At 68.6% G+C, this 16,836-nt stretch carries 18 protein-coding genes; 8 read left to right on the top strand and 10 right to left on the bottom strand.

All coding sequences use genetic code 11. From position 1 onward, the window contains the following. Nucleotides 1-20 precede the first annotated feature (20 nt). Nucleotides 21-800 carry an SDR family oxidoreductase gene (locus tag ACXJJ3_RS41740; RefSeq protein WP_458167626.1) on the top strand — a complete coding sequence of 260 codons (780 nt, stop codon included), beginning with the start codon at nucleotides 21-23 and terminating at the stop codon, nucleotides 798-800. 218 nt (nucleotides 801-1,018) lie between these two features. On the opposite strand, the gene ACXJJ3_RS41735 is transcribed toward ACXJJ3_RS41740, so the two are convergent. Continuing rightward, on the bottom strand, nucleotides 1,019-2,101 hold the full coding sequence (locus tag ACXJJ3_RS41735) for a glycoside hydrolase family 76 protein (protein WP_458167625.1): 1,083 nt from the start codon (nucleotides 2,099-2,101) through the stop codon (nucleotides 1,019-1,021). A gap of 152 nt (nucleotides 2,102-2,253) precedes the next feature. Between ACXJJ3_RS41735 and ACXJJ3_RS41730 the strand changes: the two genes are divergently transcribed. From ACXJJ3_RS41730 to ACXJJ3_RS41720, 3 genes are read left to right on the top strand one after another with little or no spacing between them, the layout of a single operon-like run. After that, complete coding sequence (locus ACXJJ3_RS41730) at nucleotides 2,254-3,117, top strand: CPBP family intramembrane glutamic endopeptidase (protein ID WP_458167624.1); 864 nt, start codon at nucleotides 2,254-2,256, stop codon at nucleotides 3,115-3,117. Next, nucleotides 3,114-4,265 (top strand): sensor histidine kinase, encoded by a 1,152-nt coding sequence (locus ACXJJ3_RS41725; RefSeq protein ID WP_458167623.1) that lies wholly within the window; start codon nucleotides 3,114-3,116, stop codon nucleotides 4,263-4,265. The genes ACXJJ3_RS41730 and ACXJJ3_RS41725 overlap by 4 nt, the downstream gene beginning before the upstream one ends. Continuing rightward, complete coding sequence (locus ACXJJ3_RS41720; RefSeq protein ID WP_458167622.1) at nucleotides 4,262-4,918, top strand: response regulator; 657 nt, start codon at nucleotides 4,262-4,264, stop codon at nucleotides 4,916-4,918. Before ACXJJ3_RS41725 ends, ACXJJ3_RS41720 begins: the two co-directional genes overlap by 4 nt. Before the next feature lie 408 nt (nucleotides 4,919-5,326). Here ACXJJ3_RS41720 and ACXJJ3_RS41715 read toward each other — a convergent pair whose 3' ends face one another. Both ACXJJ3_RS41715 and ACXJJ3_RS41710 read right to left on the bottom strand, forming a co-directional pair. Then, nucleotides 5,327-6,901: a cytochrome b N-terminal domain-containing protein gene (locus ACXJJ3_RS41715; RefSeq protein ID WP_458167621.1), complete on the bottom strand. Its 1,575-nt coding sequence runs from the start codon at nucleotides 6,899-6,901 to the stop codon at nucleotides 5,327-5,329. Further along, nucleotides 6,898-7,044, bottom strand: coding sequence for a hypothetical protein (locus tag ACXJJ3_RS41710; RefSeq protein WP_458167620.1), 147 nt, complete (start codon nucleotides 7,042-7,044; stop codon nucleotides 6,898-6,900). The genes ACXJJ3_RS41715 and ACXJJ3_RS41710 overlap by 4 nt, the downstream gene beginning before the upstream one ends. A gap of 800 nt (nucleotides 7,045-7,844) precedes the next feature. Between ACXJJ3_RS41710 and ACXJJ3_RS41705 the strand changes: the two genes are divergently transcribed. Then, nucleotides 7,845-8,831 carry a ferritin-like domain-containing protein gene (locus tag ACXJJ3_RS41705; RefSeq protein WP_458167618.1) on the top strand — a complete coding sequence of 329 codons (987 nt, stop codon included), beginning with the start codon at nucleotides 7,845-7,847 and terminating at the stop codon, nucleotides 8,829-8,831. Between the two features lie 103 nt (nucleotides 8,832-8,934). On the opposite strand, the gene ACXJJ3_RS41700 is transcribed toward ACXJJ3_RS41705, so the two are convergent. The 5 genes from ACXJJ3_RS41700 to ACXJJ3_RS41680 all read right to left on the bottom strand — a co-directional run bounded on the left by ACXJJ3_RS41700 (nucleotide 8,935) and on the right by ACXJJ3_RS41680 (nucleotide 11,850). Continuing rightward, nucleotides 8,935-9,564, bottom strand: coding sequence for a ferritin-like domain-containing protein (locus ACXJJ3_RS41700; RefSeq protein WP_458167617.1), 630 nt, complete (start codon nucleotides 9,562-9,564; stop codon nucleotides 8,935-8,937). A gap of 12 nt (nucleotides 9,565-9,576) precedes the next feature. Next, nucleotides 9,577-10,236 carry a ferritin-like domain-containing protein gene (locus ACXJJ3_RS41695; protein ID WP_458167616.1) on the bottom strand — a complete coding sequence of 220 codons (660 nt, stop codon included), beginning with the start codon at nucleotides 10,234-10,236 and terminating at the stop codon, nucleotides 9,577-9,579. 51 nt (nucleotides 10,237-10,287) lie between these two features. Next, nucleotides 10,288-10,995, bottom strand: a complete 708-nt coding sequence (locus tag ACXJJ3_RS41690; RefSeq protein ID WP_458167615.1) for a class E sortase — start codon at nucleotides 10,993-10,995, stop codon at nucleotides 10,288-10,290. A 246-nt stretch (nucleotides 10,996-11,241) separates the two neighbouring features. Further along, nucleotides 11,242-11,562, bottom strand: a complete 321-nt coding sequence (locus ACXJJ3_RS41685) for an alpha/beta hydrolase family protein (protein WP_458167614.1) — start codon at nucleotides 11,560-11,562, stop codon at nucleotides 11,242-11,244. 18 nt (nucleotides 11,563-11,580) lie between these two features. Then, nucleotides 11,581-11,850 carry a hypothetical protein gene (locus ACXJJ3_RS41680; RefSeq protein ID WP_458167613.1) on the bottom strand — a complete coding sequence of 90 codons (270 nt, stop codon included), beginning with the start codon at nucleotides 11,848-11,850 and terminating at the stop codon, nucleotides 11,581-11,583. Nucleotides 11,851-11,976: 126 nt separating this feature from the next. Between ACXJJ3_RS41680 and sigK the strand changes: the two genes are divergently transcribed. The 3 genes from sigK (at nucleotide 11,977) to ACXJJ3_RS41665 (ending at nucleotide 13,899) form a co-directional block, all read left to right on the top strand. Next, a complete protein-coding gene (gene sigK, locus ACXJJ3_RS41675; RefSeq protein ID WP_458167612.1) occupies nucleotides 11,977-12,597 on the top strand; it encodes an ECF RNA polymerase sigma factor SigK in 621 nt (206 codons plus the stop codon). After that, entirely contained in the window at nucleotides 12,594-13,313 is a 720-nt protein-coding gene (locus ACXJJ3_RS41670; RefSeq protein ID WP_458167611.1) for an anti-sigma factor, read from the top strand. Before sigK ends, ACXJJ3_RS41670 begins: the two co-directional genes overlap by 4 nt. A 103-nt stretch (nucleotides 13,314-13,416) precedes the next feature. Next, nucleotides 13,417-13,899 (top strand): hypothetical protein, encoded by a 483-nt coding sequence (locus ACXJJ3_RS41665; protein ID WP_458167610.1) that lies wholly within the window; start codon nucleotides 13,417-13,419, stop codon nucleotides 13,897-13,899. Between the two features lie 40 nt (nucleotides 13,900-13,939). Here ACXJJ3_RS41665 and ACXJJ3_RS41660 read toward each other — a convergent pair whose 3' ends face one another. Further along, on the bottom strand, nucleotides 13,940-15,490 hold the full coding sequence (locus ACXJJ3_RS41660) for a molybdopterin-dependent oxidoreductase (protein WP_458167609.1): 1,551 nt from the start codon (nucleotides 15,488-15,490) through the stop codon (nucleotides 13,940-13,942). 110 nt (nucleotides 15,491-15,600) lie between these two features. Next, the gene (locus ACXJJ3_RS41655; protein WP_458167608.1) at nucleotides 15,601-16,785 is read right to left on the bottom strand and encodes an ROK family protein; all 1,185 of its coding nucleotides are present in this window, start codon (nucleotides 16,783-16,785) and stop codon (nucleotides 15,601-15,603) included. Between the last annotated feature and the right edge of the window lie 51 nt (nucleotides 16,786-16,836).

Raw genomic sequence — 16,836 nt, 5'->3', positions numbered from 1 at the left:
GAACTTGTATTCTGGACCGCATGTTCAAAACTCTTCCAGCTTCCGACCCCGCTGAGTTCGCCGGCAAGCGGGTCGTCGTCACCGGCGGCTCCCGTGGCATCGGAGCGGCGATCGTCCAGCGGTTCCTCGACGGCGGTGCGACCGTTGTCGCCTCCGCGCGGAAGGCGACTGACGAGACGCCGCAGGCCGCGGTCTTCATTCCGGGCGACGTCAGTACGCCGGAAGGCGTGCGGACCTTGGCCGCTGCCGCCCTCGAGGTACTCGGCGGTGTCGACATCGTCGTCAACAACGCCGGCGCCGCGCGTACCCACCTCGGCGGTATCGGCTCGATCCCCGACGAGGAGTGGGTCGACGCCCTTGCCCTCAACTACCTGTCTGCCGTGCGGGTCACGGGCACGTTCCTGCCCGCTCTGCGCGAATCCGGTGCCGGCAGCGTCGTCGTCAACATCTCCTCCGGGGCAGCCGTCGAGCTCGCGGCACCGCTGGCCCACTACGGCGCCGCGAAGGCGGCCCTCAACGCCTACAGCAAGGCACTCGCCTCCGAGCTCGCCCCGGCCGGCATCCGCGTTGCCACCGTCACACCTGGCAACGTTCTCACGCCGGGCGCCGATGCCATCCGTCAGACCTTCGCCGACGCTCTGGGCGTCCCCCTGGAGGCCACGACGTCAGCCATCCCTCTCGGCCGGCCGGGAGACCCGCGCGACGTCGCCGAAGCGGTCGCCTACCTCGCCTCCGACCGCGCCCAGTGGGTCACGGGAACGACCCTCGTTGTCGACGGCGGCGAGCTCTCCACCGTCTGAACCCGTGAACACCACACCCGCTCCCCCGACCGATCGAGGGAGCGGGTGTCGGGATCTCGTCATCAGCAGTGGAGTTTCTCGCGCGTCAGGCGTGCGAGGGCTTTCCGACTGCCGTGGAGGATCCGTAGGAGCAGAGTTCCGGTGACGCACCTGCGCTGGGGTACACGGCCGCTACATAAGGGCGTCGACATCCCGGACCGAACGGCGGCAGTGCGTGTTCAGTCGGGCGGTCGGGTCGAGAGCGCGTAGGTCATCGCCGCTAGCCCTGTCGCGACGCCGGTTCCGCGGGCGTTGGTCAGGGTCTCGTCGAAGGCAGCTGATGGCAGGTCGTTGGTCCGATGGTCGTAGCTCGCCTGCGCGTTGTCGTAGAGCCAATCGACGTACTGCGTCCGTCCGCCGATCGTGATGAACCGCGACAGCCCCCGCAGGAAGATCCCCTTGAAGACAATCTCGTAGCTCTCCACCGGGTCCGGCCGGTACCTGCCGGACCGAGTGACGTCGTCCTCGTACACGATGACCTGCGTCGGCCCGGTCGTGAAGTGCGCCTTCGCGAAGTCCGCCACCCGCACACCGTCGACGAGGTACGAACTGTCCTTCGTCAGGTCGTACAGATTCGCCGCCAACTCGAGGAACACCCCGGCGTTGTACGTGTAGAGGTTGCCGTCCCACTCGCGCCCCGAGAACGAGTTCTCCAACCCACCGTCGGGACGAAGGAAGCTCGCCTTCAGCCAGTCGTAGGTGTCCTGGCCGATCTGCAGGTACGTCTTGTCGGTACTCAGCGGATTGTTGTGCACCTTCTCGGTCGGGTAGTACCGCGCCAGCCCCGCCGCAGCGACGGCGAACCCGTTCGATGGCACGTCCTTCTGGTCCTTCGTCCCCCGCTCGCGCCAGAACCCGCCGCCGTACGCATCGTCGTAGAAGTCGCTGTAGAAGAAGTCCGTGTGCCACTTGGCCTGATCGAGCAGGTGCCGGTCGCCGGTCACCGCGTACGCCGCCAGCGCGAACTGCACGGCCCACGAATAGTCGTCGTTCCAATCCGTGTCGTTCGCGATCCAGCACTTCGGATTGCCGAACCGGTCGACTGCATGCGTGTTCTCGTACCGGTAGTACGTCTCGCTGATCTTGTCCTTCCACAACCCGGTCAGCCGGGACGCGTCGACCAGCGTCTCGCGGATGAACGCCGCCTCCCAGAAGTGCAGGGGCGTGGCGTTCCCGAGGTCGGTCCGGAAATCACCCTCGATCCCGTACGTCGCCAGAAACGCGTTCATGCTCCGCACCAGATCCGCCTGGGTGAACGTCATGAACTACTTCTATCCCGAAGCCAATTGGCGGTCAAACGGCGCTTGTCCCCCGTGAGAGCTACGTGGAAGTGTCCGCCCGACGGTGACGATTCCGGGCTGTGCGATCCCTAGGTTTTCGACCAGAGGCACTCGAATCCGCCAAGGGAGAGATGATGAAGATTCTGAAGCTGATCGGCCGGCTGGTCGCGCAGTTCGCAGCGCTGACGCTGGTCCAGCTCGTCGGTGCGCAGGCGCTCGCCGTCGCGGACGGGCGCCCCGCTCTGATGGTCCTCGCCGGCGTCGGCACCGCGGCGCTGAGCGTCGTCGCGTACCGCCTGCTGGTCGGCTGGATGGAACGCCGTCCGGTCGACGAGCTGTCCGCCCAGGGCGCCAGGAAGGGGCTGATCGCAGGCACGCTGGGCGGCGTGGCGATCTTCGGCACCGTCATCCTCGCGATCGGGCTCCTTGGCGGCTACGAGGTGCACGGCCTGGGCACCGTCGCGGGCGCGGTCGGGCTGTTCGGCTTCATGGCCGCCGCGGCAACCAGCGAGGAGCTGCTGTTCCGCGGCGTCCTGTTCCGCATCGTCGAGGAACGCACCGGTACCTGGATCGCCCTGGTCCTGACCGGTCTTGTGTTCGGCGCGGTACATCTGATCAACCCCGACGCGACGCTGTGGGGAGCTGTCGCCATCGCGATCGAGGCCGGCGGCATGCTGACCGCGGCGTACGTGGCCACGCGCAAACTCTGGCTGCCGATCGGTCTCCACTTCGGCTGGAACTTCGCCGCCGGCGGCATCTTCAGCACGGAGGTCTCGGGCAACGGCACGCCGCCAGGACTGCTCGACGCCGGCACGTCCGGACCGCACCTCCTGACCGGCGGTACCTTCGGGCCGGAAGGCAGCCTGTTCGCGGTGGGGTTCTGCGTGCTGGCGGCGCTCGGTTTCCTCTGGGTCGCCCGCGGACGCGGCACCATCCGTCCGGTCCCGCGTCGGCGTACGACCGTGGCAGCCCTCGACACGGCTACGCTCGGCCGGTGAACTTTCAGGTGCCGCGGTTGTGGCAGCAGCTCGACGTCACGGTCAGGGACCTCTCCATCGGACTGGTCCTCCTGATCGCCACGTTCGTACCGTCGCTCGGCAATCACGGAACGCAGCTCGGCGGGCTCCCCGATCGCCCGTTCGACGCGCTGGCCGTCGTGGTCGTCGCCGTTCAGTGCCTGTCCCTGGCGCTGCGGCGTCGGTCGCCCCTGGTCTGCCTGGTCCTGGTTTCGGCCGGATTCGCCGTCGATCAACTGCGCGGCTACCACACAGTGGCCGCCAGCGCGGTGGTCATCGCGCTGCTGAGCGCCGGGGCTCATCTGCAGCGGCGCCGCAGGCTGGTCGCCGTCCTGCTGACAGCCGCATACGTGCCTCTGGCAACAGTTCTCTACCGTCTCGGCGACGGCACCGAGCCGATCACCGAGTTCGTGACCTTCTATCTGGTAGCCGTTGTCCCTTGGGCGATCGGGTCGTGGCTGCGATCCACACGGTCCGTCGAGGCCGAGCAGCGGCGTCGGATCGCCGAGGACACCCGTACGGCGGAGCGCACCCGGATCGCCCGCGAACTGCACGACGTGGTCACGCACCACGTGACGGCGATGGTCGTCCAGGCCGAGGCGGCCAAGTACCTCGCCGCCTCGCCGGAACGACTCGACCAGACGTTGACCACGATCACGCACACCGGCCGGCGGGCCATCGCGGACCTGCGACATCTACTGGACCTACTTAATCCAAACCACGGCACCGACGTACCGTCCGGGTCGCCCGGCGGGCTGCTGACCCTCGTGGAACAAGCCCGGCAGGCCGGCCAGCCGGTCGAGTTCGTCGAGACCGGCACGCCGGCAGACGCCAGTGGCAGTGCCGATCTGGTTGCTTACCGGGTGGTTCAGGAGTCGCTGACCAACGCGCTGAAGCACGCTCACGGGGGACGTACGTCGGTGGAGGTCCAGCACAGCGAGAGGGAGATCACCGTGCACGTCAGTACCGATGCTTCGGGTCGGCGTTCGGCGACGCCGGACGGCGGTGGGAGGGGATTGGCCGGGTTGCGGGAGCGCGTCGACGTACTGGGTGGCGACTTCGACGCCGGACTTGCCAAGGACGGCGGGTTCGTGGTCCGCGTCCGGATCCCGACCGGCAGCCGCGGATGAGCGCCCCGATCCGCGTCCTGGTCTGCGACGACCAGATGCTCATCCGCACCGGCCTGGTCACCATCATCGACGCCCAACCGGATCTCGAGGTGGTCGGTGAGTGCGGAGACGGGCGAGCGGCCGTCGAAATCGCGGAGCGGGTACAGCCGGACGTGGTGGTGATGGACGTTCGGATGCCTGTTCTGGACGGCATCGGCGCCACCCGGCTGCTCGCCGGGGCGGGTGTTGCGCGGCCGGTGAAGGTGCTGGTCCTGACCACCTTCAACCTCGACGAGTACGTCTACGAAGCGCTCCGGGCGGGTGCCGGCGGCTTCCTCCTCAAGGACGCCCCGCCGGCCCAACTCCTGCACGGGATTCGCACGGTCGCATCCGGAGCAGCGTTGCTGGACCCGGAGGTGACGCGGCAACTGATCGGCCGCTACGCCGCGCGGATCCGTCCCACCGAGACCCCCGGCGCCCCGGCGCTGACGCCGCGAGAGCTCGAAGTACTGCGACTCATCGCCGACGGCCGATCGAACACCGAGATCGCCGGCGCGCTGTCCATCAGCCAGGAGACGGTCAAGACCTTCGTCTCCCGAATCCTCACCAAACTCGACCTCCGCGACCGCGTCCAAGCAGTCGTCTACGCCTACCGCAACGGCCTCGTGAACTGACGGCCACATCGCCGACGCAGACAGGTGGCGCGTGAACACCTGTCCGGCCGTCACCTGGATGGGCGCGTTCTTGTCCTTGTCCGCGTCGATGGACTTGCCGTCCTCGTTGCCGACGGCGCCGACGATGGCGACGATGGCGACGCATCCACCGATCCCAGGACGGCGAGGATGCATCCTGCGGCGGACGCCGTACGGCGAATCGACCCCAACCAGCTGGTGGTACGGGCCACCTGGTCCGCTGGAATCAGCGGCTATGGGGTTCGGTCGGCCTTCCTGTGATTGGGCTGAAGCTCGAGGCGTGTGGTTAAGGTGCGTGTTCGGCCTCCGTCACTCGACTTCACCACACGGTCGGCCAACAGGTCGACGTCCTGGTAGATCTGCTGAGGATGTGCCCCGAGGGGAGCGTCGTCATCGTGCGGGGCTCGGCGAGCGTGGGGTTCGGCGGCGCCAGATCAGGCGGTGGACCGGGATCCAGCGCGGGATCGAGCGCACGCCGGGGATCAGCGGCAGGAAGATCAGCAGCAGCGTGAGGACCATCATGACGGCCCAGACCTGGGCGTCGGCGTTGGCCGAGGTCGAGAAGGGCTTGATCTGGTACCAGAACGTGTACAGCCACATCCACGGCTGACCCGGGTAGTTGCCGGTCTCGTTCATCATGCCCCACTGGTCGCCGCCGAGCTGCTGGGCCCGGGCGGTGTTCTCCAGGTAGGCGCCGTCGGCCAGCAGGAGCAGGGCGCGGGTCTGGTCACCGCCGTAGAAGTTGCCCGACGACGTCAGCATGCCCTCCAGGCCGCCGGAACGCGCCAGCGTCAGGAAAGCGCCGGTCAGGTCCGGCACCGGCCCGTAGGCGCCCGGCGGTACCTTGGCCGGGTCGCCGGCCTTCGCGAGGGCATCGGAGTACGCCGAGGCCCACGCCGTACGGGCAGTGTCGGAGGCACCGTTCCACCGGCCCAGCGCGACCGTGAGCCGCGCGTCGCCGGTCCGCGCGGACTCGAGCGGCCCGAGCACGAGGGCCGTGGAGTCGACGGGCAGCCGGACACCGCCCCAGTTCTGCAGCGGAACGCCGAGCACGGTCTGGCCGTCGCCGTTGTGGTTGTACGGCGCACCGTACGTCGCGCTCGTCGTCGTACCGGCCAGCTCGCCCGACGCCGTGGCAACCACGTCGCCAGGATCGGCCGCCGCCCAGCTCTGCAGCGTGATCGCCTTCTCGTCCGGCGAGGAGAACACCGCCGCGAGACCGGTCGACAGTACGGCGACCACGACCAGCGCGATCGTGAACTCCTTGACCAGGTCGTACGGGCGGGTCGGATACGAGTGCGCGTCCGGTGTCTTGCCGCGCGGCGAGTCGTCGATCGGCGGTACGACGCCGTGGCGGCGGACCAGGATCACGTGCGCGCCGACGATCAGGCCGACGGCGACCGGGAGCAACAGCACGTGCCACAGCAGCATCTGGCCCGGGTTGAGAACGTTGAACCAGGCACCGAACCCGACCGCGTTCAGGCCGTCCTTCGCCTGCGTGCTGATCCACTGCGCGTCGAAGTTCGACTGCGACAGATAGCCGGTGAACGCGGTCGCGATCGACACCACGAACGCCAGCACACCGGTCACCCAGGTCGCGATCCGGCGACCGCGCCAGGCGGCCATCCAGAACTTCGCCCACAGATGCACCACCATGAACACGAAGAACAACTCGACACTCCACAGGTGCACCGAGTTCACGAAATGCCCGAGGCTGGACACGTGCCACCACGCGGCGCCGCCGATCGCGAGCACCGCGCCGGACAGGATCACGACCAGCAGCGACGTCAGCGTCAGCACGCCGAACACGTACACCCACGACGCGACGTACACCGGTTGCCGATCCGGCAGCAACTGCCCCGGCGGGACCACCGCCGCGGCCTTGCCACGCAACCACCGCGTCCAGTTCCCGGCCGGCACCTCCGCGTCACCGTGCCTGGTCCGCCAGACGGTCAGGCCGGTCATTTCTCGTCACCGCCACCGTGCGGGAACGGCACCACCATCGCGAGCACGAAGACCACGATCATCACCGCGACGATCACGATGTTGGTCACGCTCACATTGATGAACGCCCAATGCACATAGTGCCCAGCCGTCAGAACTTCCATCCTGATCACCTCAATTCCAGACCAGCTTCGAACGCGCCCAGAGCCGCACGTAGGGCCGATGGTCCCGAACCGCACACCCCCAACGGCCCCTCTCACCGGTTCTTGATAGACCTCGCGGGGTCACCGCCAGCGGTCGCGGTCGACGGCCTGCCGCATCGTCGAGCGCCCGCTGATCACTCCGTCGCCGTCACCGCTGCTGTCCAGCCGCTTTCAGATTACTTGCCGGTAGCACCTATCTGATCCGCTGGTGTCGCCGAATCAGCCGCGGGAGCAACCTTTGCTGCGAGTCGTCGACTCCGACATCCGGGTCCGGGTCCCGCCACTCCGGATCCGAACGGCGCCTCGTTCCCCGTGTCCGACAGAAGGAGAAGATTTCTCATGGATTACCACTCGGGCCTGAACATCGTCATCGGTCTGTACGTCGAGATCAGCTCGCGGTGCAGCGGCTCCGGCCACTGGTGTCACAGCCTGCTCGGGCTGCTTCACTGACCGGCCGGCCGGGCGGTGTTGTCGTGAGCAAGTGACGTGACAGCGCGCCGATTCGGCCGGTGATGTCGCTTTCCCCGGGCCTCGCCGCCCGAGCGCACCTACCGGCATCGGTCCTGGGACAGCCGGTGCCGCATGGTGATGCGCAGCCGGTGCGGCCGGCACAGGCCCGGGGAAAGCCTGTTCGGCGCCGCGGCCACGGGTGGCTGTCGCGCTGTCCCGCTGGTGATGTCCTGGCCTGCCGTTCCCAGGTCGGGGCATCGCCTTGCCGGGCGTCCGGACGGTCGCACCGGAGTCTCTTCTGGAGAGGGAACATGTTCGACAAACTGTTCATCCGCAGCGCGATCCGCCGCAGTGCCGAGAACAACGTGGACCGGCGCAGGTTCCTGCGCGCGGCAGGCGTGGTCGGCGCCGGCGCCGGGCTCGCAGGTGGTGGCCTGCTGGCCGGCGGTGCCCTGAGTCCCGCGTCGGCCGACACCGGGGTCGGCGTCGATCTCGGTCTCGGGATCGGCGGTCATGAGTCGGGCGCCAAGCTGAGCGACGGCGCGGTGCTCAACTTCGCGCTGAACCTGGAGTACCTGGAGGCGGAGTTCTATCTGCGTGCAGTGCGCGGGTACGGGCTCCCGGCCACCGAGGTGCTCGGCAAGGGCCGGCCCGGTGCGGTGCACGGCGGCCGCAAGGTGCGATTCCAGTCGAAGGTCGTGAAGGCCTACGCCGAGGAGATCGCGGCCGACGAGCTTGCACACGTGAAGTTCCTCCGCAAGGCCCTCGGCGCGGCTGCGGTGGCCCGGCCGGCGATCGATATCGACGCGGCATTCACCGCGGCAGCGCAGGCTGCTGGCCTCATCAAGCCGGGTCAGAAGTTCGACGCGTACGCCAACGAGAACAACTTCCTGCTTGCGGCGTACGTGTTCGAAGACGTCGGCGTTACCGCCTACAAGGGCGCGGCACCGCTGGTGACGAACAAGACGTACCTGGAAGCCGCCGCCGGGATCCTCGCGGTCGAGGCCTACCACGCGGCGAACATCCGCACGACGCTCGTCGCACGCGGGCTGGGGGTGCCTTCGGTCGCGATCTCGAACGCACGGGACAGCCTCGACGGCAAGACCGATCTCGACCAGGGGACGATCTATCACGGCAAGATCAACATCGTTCCGGCCGATCAGAACGGCATCGCGTTCAGCCGAGCCGCGGACCAGGTACTGAACGTCGTCTACCTGACCCCGAAGAAGGCCACAAAGGGCGGCTTCTTCCCGGCCGGCGTGAACGGCGAGATCAACACCAGTCGCGCGAACGCCTGACAACTGGGAGAAACCGTTGGCCCGAGCAACGGCATCCCGGGCGATTCGCCGGGATTCCGTTGCTCGGGTTCTTCTTCGGAGCCTCCTGCTGCCCCGACGAGCGCTAGTAGGTGATTGCGGCAACGACCTTGGCGGGGTCCTTGAGGAAGGGGGCGACTGCCTTCAGGACGTCGGCCTTCGGGATCGGGGTCTCGGTGGAACCCATGTAGACGCCACCCTCGGCCTTCAGACCGAGCAGGTTGCCCACGACCGCGGCGTGGCGTGCCTCGACGCCAAAGATCCCGGCGGCGGCCTGCAGGATCATCTTGTCCTTCACGAAGCCGGCCGCGCCCAGGTACGCCCCGACGCCCTTGTTCTCGAAGATGTGCGAGGTCGTCAGATACGACTTCCGGCTGTCGAACGCACCGCCGAAGTCGACTGCTGGCGCGCCGACCGGCGTACCTCCGATCTTCTGGATCGTCGCCATGACAGTGGCGACGTGCGACGCCTCGTCGGCGCCGATCTGCATCAGGTAGTGCTTCTCCTTGCCCTTCAGCAGCCCCGCCGAGTTGCCCTGGCGGTAGAACTCGGCCTCCAGGTACTCCAGCGTCAGCGCGTAGTTGAGCACCTCGACGTCGCTGGAGAAGTCCTTCGCGCTCGCCAGCTCGAAGCCGTGGCTGAGCGCGCCCAGCGCCAGTCCGGACGAGACCGCGGACGCATTGCCGTGGATCAGATCACGTGCGGTGTCGGTCATCAGCTCTCCTCCTCACTTCGCGATGAACGGCATGGCGGCCTTGAGTACCGGCCCCATTCCGAGATGGGCCTCGATCGGCGCCGGGAACGGATTCCCGCCCGACACCTGGGCGATGATGGCCGCGTGCCGGGACTCGACGCCCGCGATCGACGCGGCAGCGGCCAGGATGTGCCCGTCCTTCACCAGCGGCACCTGCCCGTGATACGCCTTCACGCCGAGTTCCTCGAACGTACCGGCCGTCTTCAGGAACGCCGCTCGGCTGGAGAACGTCCCGGCCGGGAACTTCACCTTCGGCGCCGCGACCGGCGTACCGCCGAGATCCTGGATGGTGGTCTTCACCGCCGTCACGTGGTTGGCCTCGTGCTGCTGGATCGGATCGATCAGCTCCAGCTCGCGGCCTTTCAGCAGCTTGGCCTTCAGCCCCGTCGTGTAGAACGCCGACTCCAGGTACTCCAGCGTCAGCGCATAGTTCAGGATGTCGAGATCGCTCTTCGCGGCCTCGTTCCCGAACCCGCGATCAGCGTTGCCGAAGGCAACCGGATCGCCGATCCGGGATGCGGCGTACGTCAGTCCGACGCCGACCAGTGCCGCGTTGCGCAGGAAGCTGCGCCGGCTCTGCTCGTCGCGGAACTCGAGGACCGGACGGCCCCCGAAAATCGTGCGGATACCCATGACTCTCCTTCAAAGGATCGGTTCAGGTTTCCGTGCTCTGCTCCTTGGCAGCTAAGGGGCTGCTATCGCCTCCACGACAATGCGCTGGTAGTGGGCGGTGATCGGATTGCAGGCGAACAAGGTGAGTACCTTCGCACCTGCATCCGCGGGCTGCCGCAGGACGAACTTCACGTACTGCGCCTGCGGCACGATCGTCGTTCTGACGACCTTGTACGTCGTCCGCGTCGACCCGAACCTGGTGACGATCGGATCGCCGGGCCGGAGCCTGTCCAGGTACAGGAACGGCTTGTCGTGCGTACTGCGATGCCCGCTGACGACGCTGTTCCCCGGCGTACCCGGGAGCGGCGTACCCGGCCAATGACCCACGCCATGCACGAGCGCGGCCTCGTCGACGCCGTTGTTCAGCGGCTCGTTCACCTTCAGCCGCGGGATCGACAGCCGACCGAGCTGCAACTCCTCGCCCGGCTTCGCCGTGATCGCCTGGATCGGGACACCCGCCGCGGGATTGTCACCCGCCGCGAACTGCGGCTCGACCGGTTGGCCGGCCCGGAGCTCGTCGAGCATCCGATCGACCAGCGCCTTCTCGGCGGGCGCCGCGGCCGGCGTCTTCCCCGACGGCGTTGGCGACGATGTTGGTGACGGTGCGCTGCTGGAAACTTCGTACGTTCCGGGACCCAGGACGACGATCGCGATCGCGACCAGCACGACGAGTCCGGTACTGGCCGCCAGCCACCGCCACAGCGGTTTCAAAGCCTTCATCGGCCCTCCTCACCTGGACGACTGGTGAGGCCTTCGGAGGCCGCGTGGCTCCGGATGGGTGCGAAAAGTCCGTCAGGTTCGGCGCAATGCCGTGGCCAGCGCGTGGGCGACCTCCGGCAGGCCGGATTCGTCAGTCGTCGGCTCCGGGAAGCCGCCGACGCCGCGCCCACGGGTCGCCGACCGTACATGGGCAGGGCCGGCAGGGCGAGTATTCGGAGCCCGCCGCGCGGCGGATAGGTCACGATCTCAGGAGATGAGCCGGTGCACCGCGGACCGGCAGATCCCCCAGGCTTTCGACTGCGGATCGATCAGCTCGAAATGGCCGACCCCCGGCAGCTCGCTCAGCTCGACCTGGTCTCCGGCCTTCGAGGCAGCGTCCCGATAGCGCCTGCTCTGCTCGATCGGTACGACGTCGTCATGGGTGCCGTGCACCAACTGCACCGGTACCTTCAGCGGCAGCCGTTCGTACGGCGACGCTGTCGCATACCGGTCCGCCACCTCAGCGGGCGTCCCGCCCAGGAACGCTCGTACGGCGTCCCCGCCGACACCGGCGCGATTCGCGTCCACCAGATCCAGGACACCTGCCTACGAAACCGCGCCCGTGATCGAAACCCGTGGCGCGCTGCCTCCGGCGAGATCCTGCGCGAGCGGAACCGCCAGGTCCACGCCGTACTCGCGCATCCAGAACCCACCGTGAATCACCACCGCCACCGCAACCCTGGCCCCACCCGACGGAAGGTAGAGCGCTGCCGTCTGCGCGTCGTCCGGCCCGTAGCGGACCTCGACCGGACCGGATCCTGGCTGCCGGCCCGAGCACCCAGCCGCGCCGGCCACAGCGCCCGCGGTCAGCAACATGCGCCGTCGGGTGATCACACAGTCCTTTCGGAGCCGGCGATCCGTCGGATGGCCAGGAAAATCGGACCCGTCCGGAGACCTGTCGGCTGCGAACCGATCTCTGACATCCACGAGCGACGGCTGGACATGACCGTGAGAGAACCGACTCCCCTCCCCTGGCCCGCGGGGTCACACCTGCGGCCCGGCGAGGTCTCGGACGGCGATCTGCTGACGCGGATCGCCAACGGCGACACCGAGGCGTTCACCGCTCTCTACGATCGCGTGACGCCGCTCGTCTTCGGCTTGGTACGGCGTATCCTCCGCAACCCCGCCCAGTCCGAGGAGGTGACACAAGAGGTCATGATCGACATCTGGCGCACTGCCACCCGGTATGACGCCGCCCGCGGCTCCGCGCGCTCCTGGATCTTGACCATCGCGCACCGCCGCGCGGTCGACCGGGTCCGTTCCGAGCAGGCTTCGGCCGACCGGACGGAGCTGATCGGGGCCCGCACCGTCGACGTCGAGTTCGACGAGGTCGCCGACGCCGTCACCACCCGGCTGGAGGTCGAACAGGTACGCCGCTGTCTCGGCAGCCTGACCGACCTGCAGCGAGAATCGATAGAACTTGCCTACTACAACGGCTACACCTACCCCGAGGTCGCCCAGCACCTCGGCGCCAAACTACCCACCGTCAAGGCGAGAATGCGCGACGGACTCATCCGGCTGCGCGACTGCCTCGGCACCGCCCAAGGGGGCCTGAGCTCATGAACGAGCCCGACGTACACACCCTCGCCGGCCCGTACGTCCTCGATGCACTGCCCGAGGACGAACGGAACCTGTTCGAGTCGCACCTGGCCGAGTGCGACTTCTGCTCCGCCGAGGTCGAGGAACTCCGCGAGGCCGCCGTGCGGCTGGCAACACCAGTGCAGACACCGCCACCGCCGGCGCTCAAGCCCACGGTGCTGGCCGCGATCGAACAGGTCCGCCAACTGCCGCCCCAGGTCCCGGCGAGCGGTCCGGTCGCCAGGGCGCGGCGCCTCACCCGGCGATCGATCCTCGCCCTGGCCGCCGCGGCGCTCGCGATCGCGACCGCGAACGGCGTCGCGGTCGTGCAGTACCGGGCCAAGAACGCGCAACTCCAGGCCAACCAGCGGATCACCGCGGTCCTCACCGAGCCCGACGCCCGGACGGTGCGCGGGAGCGTCTCCGGCGGCGGCCAGGCGATCGTGGTGGCCTCCGGACAGGCAGACGCGGCGGTCGTCGTACTGCGTGATCTGCCGAAGCTCCCGGACCACCGGACCTGGCAACTGTGGATGATCGACCGGTCCAGGACGGCGCACTCGATCGGGCTGGCCACCGGCAACGGAACCCAGGTCATCGACGGAGGTGTGACCGGCCGGGTCGCGTTCGGACTGACGATCGAGCCCGACGGTGGCTCCACGGCTCCGACGCTGCCGGCCGCCGCGATGATCTCGATGACCTGACCGCAACCGGCTTGAGATCTCGGTGCGGTTCGGCGTGGCAGAATCGCCTCCGGGGTACCGGACGTGGGACTCGCCACCAACGCCTCCACATCGGAGTGGCTCTATGCAGCAATCACCGTCGGCCGACGAAGCCGCCTGCGCGGCTGCCCTCGCCCGCCTCGACTCTGGCGGCGCATCCGAGCTCTACGATGCGCTTGCCGGGCACGTCTACGGTCTCGCACTGCGCTTGTGCGGCGATCCGAGCACTGCCGGCGCGGTGTGCGCGGACGTCTTCGGCTACATGTGCCGGAACTACGGTGAGTACGATCCCGGCCGGATGACGATCGCCCAATGGACCAGCCAGCTGACGCACCGGTTCGCCGCCCTGGCGGCCGTTGACGCCGAGACGACCCGCCGCCGCGCCCGGGACAGCCTCGCTGAGGTGCGGCTGACGGGACCGCAACGCGAGGATCTGGTCGACGCGTACCTGGGCGGTCTCACCTACCGCGAGATCGCCCACCGGCGAGGAGCCGAGCCCGCCCAGATCGCGGCGTCCCTGCGCGACGCCCTGCGTCTGGACCGGCCGACCACCGAGGCCATCCGCTGACCTTCCCGTTCCGCACCCCGGTGCTCGCGCTTCGTCGCCATCACTCGACCATGAAGACGGTGTTGTGCAAGCCACTCGACCCGTTCGGGCGCGGGGGCGCCTGATCGGCGGTCTGCAGTTGGCCGGTGCCGTCCGTCGCGCGGACGGTCAGCTTGTGGGTGCCCGGCGTGGCATTCCAGCGGAAGATCCACTGCCGCCAGGTGTCGACGGTGTCCTGGGCAGCGAGTTCCGCCGGCTGCCAGGGTCCGTCGTCGACCTGCACCTCGACCTTCTGAACCCCTCGTCGCTGCGCCCACGCGACACCGGCCGCAACGGCCGGACCGGCCTTGATCGTCGCGAACCCCTTCGGTACGTCGATCCGTGACGCGGTCTTGATCGGCGCCTCCACGGCCCAGCCGCGGTCGGTCCAGTACGCGCTGAAGTCCTGGAAGCGGGTGACCTCGAAGTCCACGATCCATTTGGTCGCCGACACGTACCCGTACAGCCCCGGTACGACCATCCGCACCGGGAAGCCGTGCGTGAACGGCAAGGGCTCGCCGTTCATCGCGACCGCGAACATGGCGTCCCGGCCGTCGGTGAGCGCATCCAGCGGCGTACCGATCGTGAGCCCGTCGACGCTGGTCGACCGCACCGCGTCGGCGCCCGCCCGCACCCCCGCCTCCTTCAGGACGTCCGCGATCGGGACACCGATCCAGCGGGCGTTGCCGACGTACGGACCGCCGACCTCGTTCGACACGCAGGTCAACGTGATGTCGCGCTCGATCAGCCGACGGTTCACCAGGTCGCCCAGCGACAGGCGCAGTTCGTGGTCCACCATTCCGTGTACGCGCAGTTCCCAGCTGCCCGGGTCGATCCGCGGAACCTCCAGCAGCGTGTCGACCCGGTAGAAGTTCTGGTTGGGCGTGACGAAGCGGGCCACTCCCGGTACGTCGGCCTGAGCCCCCGCGGGGATCGCCGGGGCAGGGTCGGTAGGCCGCGGCACCCGGAACTTCGCCCGGGCCGCCTCACCGGTCCCGGTCGTCACCAGCTTCGACACCCCCACGCCGCCCGCGCCTACAACCGCCAGGGCCGAGACCGTCAACAGGAACCGGCGTCGATCGAACCCGCTCGGCTGCTCCTGCTCGACCTCGGCTCCCCTGTCCCTGCGGTGCAGCGCAGCCACCACCAGATACATGCCGGCCACCGCGACCACCAAGGTCACGGCCGCCGGAATCAGCCGGACCAGGACACTCGAGGTCGCGGAGCGGCTGGTGATCGCGAAAACGATGCCGACGGCGCCTAACAGGCCCGCGACACCCACCGCCGTACGCCGTGATCGGCCGGCACCCAACAACCCTGCGAGAGCAGCGATGACCGCGAGCGTGACGCAGATGCCGACGCGCAACAGCGTCCGGTCGGCGGTACCCAGCTCGCGGACAGCCCAGTCCTTCACAGGCCCCGGTGACCAGTCGATCACCTGCACCCCGACGGCGTCGACCGGCCAGGGGCCGCCCGAGAGATCGGCGGCGAGGTAGCCCAGCCCGAGCGCGGCACCGGCCGCGACCAGTCCGCCGAGGGCTCCTGCAGTACGGCGCTTCGCTGTCTCACTCATGTGACGGGTTCGATGCCCGGCCGCGCCCGGATAGGTCCAGCTCCGCCTGATCGAACACATCGGTCTCCGCCGTCGTCTGCCGAGGGTTTGGCGGACGACAGCGGAGCCATTCACGGCAGGTTCTGGAGGTACGCGTCCACGGCTGCCGGTTGGAGAGTGTGCTCTGCGACCATCATCGCGGCGCCGTAGAGACCGGCGTCGACGCCCATGACGGCCGGTTCGATCCGTACGTCGCCGGCCGGTCCGGACTGCGCCGAGCGGGCGATGCTCTCGCGGATCCCGGCGATCAGCTGCTCCTCGGCGAGATAGCCCCACAGGCTGATGATCGCCGGATTGAGGAGGTTGACGACGCCGGCGAGCGCCTGCCCGATGTCCCGGCCGGCCTCGCGCACGGCCTGCCCTGCCCGGACGTGCCCGGTCTTCGCCAACGTCGCGACGGCCCGCGCATTGGACGCGTCGATCCCCTCCGCGCGAAGCTGCCGGGCGAGCGCGCCGCCGCTCGCGACGGCGTTCAGGCATCCCACGTTGCCGCAGCTGCAGGGCTCCTCCGACCCACCGACGCGGGTATGGCCGATCTCCCCGGCCAGGCCCGAGACGCCTTGGATCACCTTGCCGTTGACAACGATCCCGCAGCCGATCACCGTACCGACCTTGACGCTGATCAACGTCTCCGGCTCGTCCGTCCGCGCGCAGTGCTCGCCGAACGCCAGCAGGTTCACGTCGTGGTCCACGAACACCGGCACGGGCAGCCAGTCCGCGAGCACCTCCCGGACCGCCTCGCCGGACCAGTCTGCACCCGGCGCGTTCGTGGCGAGTTCGATCCGGGCCGGCATCCCGATCCCGATCCCGTGGACCTGCGCGGTCTCGGTGCCGAGCTGATCGAGGAGCAGGCCGAAGTCCCCGATCACCACCCCCAGCACCGGTACGGCGCCACTCGTCACGTCGATGTCCGTCATCCGGCTCGCGAGGATCTCGCCGGACAGATCGGTGACCGCGGTGCGCACACCGGAGATGCCGAGCTGGGCCGCGAGCGTCACGCCGGAGCGTGGGTTGAAGCTCAAGGTCGACGCCGGCCGGCCGCGGGACCCGACGGCGGTCGGCCCGTCCAGCGTCAGCATCCCGGACGCGAGCAACAGCTCGAGCCGGTCGTTCACAGTCGAGCGGGCGATCCCGAGCTGGTCCGCCAGCTGTCCGGTCGTGTTCGCGTCACCATGCCGTACCAGTTCGAGGATCTCGCCCGCGCGCACGATGCGGGACGGCGGGATCCGCCGCCGCGCGGACTCGGTACTGCTCATCGGCTCTCCTCTGCGATGGCGATGTGCCAGCCTACGACGAGCCAATTATGC

Source organism: Kribbella sp. WER1 (assembly GCF_054189145.1).
This window is presented reverse-complemented; position numbering and strand designations above follow the sequence as displayed.

Excerpts from the sequence above, each read along its gene's own strand:
- ACXJJ3_RS41740 (WP_458167626.1), top strand. The coding sequence starts at position 21 with ATGTTCAAAACTCTTCCAGCTTCCGACCCCGCTGAGTTCGCCGGCAAG.
- ACXJJ3_RS41735 (WP_458167625.1), bottom strand. The coding sequence starts at position 2,101 with ATGACGTTCACCCAGGCGGATCTGGTGCGGAGCATGAACGCGTTTCTG.
- ACXJJ3_RS41730 (WP_458167624.1), top strand. The coding sequence starts at position 2,254 with ATGAAGATTCTGAAGCTGATCGGCCGGCTGGTCGCGCAGTTCGCAGCG.
- ACXJJ3_RS41720 (WP_458167622.1), top strand. The coding sequence starts at position 4,262 with ATGAGCGCCCCGATCCGCGTCCTGGTCTGCGACGACCAGATGCTCATC.
- ACXJJ3_RS41715 (WP_458167621.1), bottom strand. The coding sequence starts at position 6,901 with ATGACCGGCCTGACCGTCTGGCGGACCAGGCACGGTGACGCGGAGGTG.
- ACXJJ3_RS41710 (WP_458167620.1), bottom strand. The coding sequence starts at position 7,044 with ATGGAAGTTCTGACGGCTGGGCACTATGTGCATTGGGCGTTCATCAAT.
- ACXJJ3_RS41705 (WP_458167618.1), top strand. The coding sequence starts at position 7,845 with ATGTTCGACAAACTGTTCATCCGCAGCGCGATCCGCCGCAGTGCCGAG.
- ACXJJ3_RS41700 (WP_458167617.1), bottom strand. The coding sequence starts at position 9,564 with ATGACCGACACCGCACGTGATCTGATCCACGGCAATGCGTCCGCGGTC.
- ACXJJ3_RS41695 (WP_458167616.1), bottom strand. The coding sequence starts at position 10,236 with ATGGGTATCCGCACGATTTTCGGGGGCCGTCCGGTCCTCGAGTTCCGC.
- ACXJJ3_RS41690 (WP_458167615.1), bottom strand. The coding sequence starts at position 10,995 with ATGAAGGCTTTGAAACCGCTGTGGCGGTGGCTGGCGGCCAGTACCGGA.
- ACXJJ3_RS41680 (WP_458167613.1), bottom strand. The coding sequence starts at position 11,850 with ATGTTGCTGACCGCGGGCGCTGTGGCCGGCGCGGCTGGGTGCTCGGGC.
- sigK (WP_458167612.1), top strand. The coding sequence starts at position 11,977 with ATGACCGTGAGAGAACCGACTCCCCTCCCCTGGCCCGCGGGGTCACAC.
- ACXJJ3_RS41670 (WP_458167611.1), top strand. The coding sequence starts at position 12,594 with ATGAACGAGCCCGACGTACACACCCTCGCCGGCCCGTACGTCCTCGAT.
- ACXJJ3_RS41665 (WP_458167610.1), top strand. The coding sequence starts at position 13,417 with ATGCAGCAATCACCGTCGGCCGACGAAGCCGCCTGCGCGGCTGCCCTC.
- ACXJJ3_RS41660 (WP_458167609.1), bottom strand. The coding sequence starts at position 15,490 with ATGAGTGAGACAGCGAAGCGCCGTACTGCAGGAGCCCTCGGCGGACTG.
- ACXJJ3_RS41655 (WP_458167608.1), bottom strand. The coding sequence starts at position 16,785 with ATGAGCAGTACCGAGTCCGCGCGGCGGCGGATCCCGCCGTCCCGCATC.